This window comes from Xenophilus sp. (genome assembly GCF_044462705.1).
GTDB lineage: Bacteria > Pseudomonadota > Gammaproteobacteria > Burkholderiales > Burkholderiaceae_C > Xenophilus > Xenophilus azovorans.
The window spans coordinates 1-2,986 of the sequence record NZ_JBIQNC010000292.1 but is presented as its reverse complement, the minus strand read 5'-3'; the positions used below and the strand labels follow the sequence as shown (position 1 = coordinate 2,986).

The 2,986-nt window shown below is 72.7% G+C and carries 2 protein-coding genes and 1 pseudogene; all 3 read right to left on the bottom strand.

Annotation, left to right across the window (positions count from 1 at the left end; genetic code table 11):
• Positions 1–946 (bottom strand): annotated as a pseudogene (locus ACIY1X_RS24940) (ATP-dependent DNA ligase); the annotation flags it as partial.
• Positions 943–2,100, bottom strand: a complete 1,158-nt coding sequence (locus ACIY1X_RS24935; protein WP_399685971.1) for a ligase-associated DNA damage response exonuclease — start codon at positions 2,098–2,100, stop codon at positions 943–945. The gene ACIY1X_RS24935 and the pseudogene ACIY1X_RS24940, both read right to left, overlap by 4 nt.
• A 72-nt stretch (positions 2,101–2,172) precedes the next feature.
• Positions 2,173–2,853 (bottom strand): DUF3617 domain-containing protein, encoded by a 681-nt coding sequence (locus ACIY1X_RS24930; RefSeq protein WP_399685968.1) that lies wholly within the window; start codon positions 2,851–2,853, stop codon positions 2,173–2,175.
• Between the last annotated feature and the right edge of the window lie 133 nt (positions 2,854–2,986).

The window sequence follows — 2,986 nt, the reverse complement described above, 5'->3', positions numbered from 1 at the left end:
TGGGGCCGAGCGTCTTGCGGCCGATGCGCTTCTGCAGGTCGGCGAAGGGCTGCGCGCGGGCGTCGCGCCAGACCACGATCTCGCCGTCGAGCACAGTGCCGTCGGGCAGCGCCTCGCCCATCGCGGCGAGTTCGGGGAAGCGCTCGGTCACCAGTTCCTCACCGCGCGACCACAGCCACACCTGACCGGCGCGCTTGACCAACTGCGCGCGGATGCCGTCCCACTTCCACTCGACCAGCCAGCCGGCGGGCGGGCCGAGCAGCGCATCGAACTGCGCCACGTCCGCATTGAAGGGATGCGCCAGGAAGAAGGGGTACGGCTGGCCGCTGGTCTGCGCCTCGCGCTCCTGCGCGGCCTCGGGTGCGATCAGGGCGGCATAGGCGCCGGCGTCGGGCCGCGCGCCGATGTGGGTGTAGCCCATCAGGCGCTGCGCGACGCGCTTGGCGTCCACGCCGCCCACGGCCGCCAGCGCCTGCGTGACCTGCAGCTTCGACACGCCGACGCGGAAGGCGCCGGTGATGAGCTTGAAGTAGACCAGGCGCTCGTCGGGCGCGAGGCGGCGCCACTGGGTGCGCAGGCGCTCGGGCAGTTCGTCGGCGGGGGCGCCGCGCAGGGGCAGCAGATGCGCCTGCACCCATTGCGCCAGGCCCAGGTCGTGCGCATCGTCGGGCGGCGGCAGCAGCAGCGCGATGGTCTCGGCCAGGTCGCCCACGGCCTGGTAGCTCTCCTCGAACAGCCACTCGGGCAGGCCGGCCGCCTCCTGCGCCAGCAGGCGCAGCAGCTTGACGGGCACCAGTTGGCGCGGCTTGCCGCCGGCGAGGAAGTAGACGGCCCAGGCCGCGTCTTCATGCGGCGCGGCGCGCAGGTAGCGCTGCAGCGCGGCCTGCTTGGCGAGGCTGGAGGTGCTGGCGTCCAGGTCGCGGTAGAGGGCGGCGAAGGCTTTCACGGGCTGGCGCTTTCTCCTTCCCCCGCTGGGGGAAGGTCGGGATGGGGGCCGGCGGCGTCCGCATCGTCAGCTGCAAGCCCCCTCCCCAACCCTCCCCCAGCGGGGGAGGGAGCGGATGCCTCGTCCTCCTCGCCGTACTCGGTGGCGAAGCCCTGCGCATCGAGCCCGCACTCGCGCAGCCAGCGCACCATCACGGCCACGCTGCCGTGGGTGACGATGACGCGCTGCGCGCCGGTGGCACCGATGGCGCGCTCCAGGCCGGGCCAGTCGGCGTGGTCGCTCATGACGAAGCCGCGGTCCACGCCGCGCCGGCGGCGCGTGCCGCGCAACTGCATCCAGCCGCTGGCGAAGGCATCGGCGTATTGGCCGAAGCGGCGCAGCCAGGGCGTGCCCTGCGCCGAGGGCGGCGCCAGCACCAGCGCGCGTTTCAGCAGCGCCGCATCGACGCCCGGATCGGTGACACGCAGCGTCGGCGGCAGCGCCACGCCGGCGGCGCGGTACACGGCGTTCAGCGGCTCGACGGCGCCGTGCACGACGACGGGGCCGATGGACGCATCCACGCCGTGCAGGATGCGCTGCGCCTTGCCGAAGGCGTAGCAGAAGAGCACCGAGGCGCGGCCCTCCTCCGCGTTGCGCCGCCACCAGGCGTCGATCTCGGCGAAGAGCTGCGGCTGCGCGGGCCAGCGGTAGATCGGCAGGCCGAAGGTGGACTCGGTGATGAAGGTGTCGCAGGGCACGGGCTCGAAGGGCGCGCAGGTGCCGTCGGGCTCGGTCTTGTAGTCGCCGGAGGCCACCCACACGCGCCCGCCGTGTTCGAGCCGCACCTGGGCCGAGCCCAGCACGTGCCCGGCCGGGTGCAGCGAGACGCGCACGCCGCGGTGCTCGATGGCCTCGCCGTAGGCCAGGGTCTGCAGCGTGATGTCCGCACCCAGCCGCTGGCGCAGCACCCCTTCGCTGTCGGCATGGGCCAGGTAGTGCGCGTGGCCCGGGCGGGCGTGGTCGGAATGGCCATGGGTGACGACGGCGCGCGCCACCGGCTTCCAGGGGTCGATGTAGAAGTCGCCGGGCGGACAGTACAGGCCCTCGGGGCGGGCGATGACGAGATCGTCCGGGCGTGGCGGCGCGGCGGCGGGCGGCAGGGTCTCGTCGGCCATGGCGGCGATGGTAGGCCCCGCGCCGCCGCGCAACGCACCGGCCAAGGGCGCGTCCGCGCCGTGGGCGGCGGCCTACTTGCCGGAGGCGGCGGCCGGCATGCGCTTCTGCATCTCGGCGGCCATGCGCTTCATCGCCTCCATGTCGACCTTGGTGCCGTCGGGCAGGGTCATCTCGCCGGGGCGGGCGTCGGGGCCGGTGCGCATGATCCCGCTGGCCATGCCGCCCAGGGCGGTGAGGTCCGCGATGTTCATCTTCATGCCGCCGGGCATCGCCATGTCGCCCGGCTTCATGCCGGCCGGGCAGGCGCCGAGCCAACGCATCTCGGCGACCATGTCGTCCCTGGGCGGCGAGGTCTTGGGCATCGGCTCGTAGGTGGTGTGCGACTGCACGCGGTAGGCGCTGTTGAAGTCGCCGGAGATGACGATGCGGCGCGTCACGGTGGTGTCGCTCTGCTTGCAGACCTCGGTGTGGACCAGCATCTTGCCGGCCTCGTTGCGCATCTGCTCCTTGCAGAACTTGCGGTTCATCTTCGGCTGCGAGAGGCCGTATTCCTGCAGCGCCTTGTCGGTGGCGGCATCGGCGCACTGGGTGACGACCATCTCCTTGTCCTTCCGCGGCCCTTCGGCGTTGGTGCGCATTTCCCACAGGCCGGGCTTGCGCTCGGGGAAGGCGGGGCCGGCGGCCGCACCCGCCACGGCAAGCGCGAGCAGCGCCGCCAGGCAGGGGCGGCAGGGCATGGAGGACGATGGCATGGGGCGGGCCTCTTCGCAGCGGAACACAACGGCGCGGTTGTACCGGCCTTGCCGTGCGCCCGGAATAGCCTGTTCGCGCTAGGCTGAATCGACATTCAATCTGTCAGCCAAGCCAGACTTGCGGCCAGGCAGA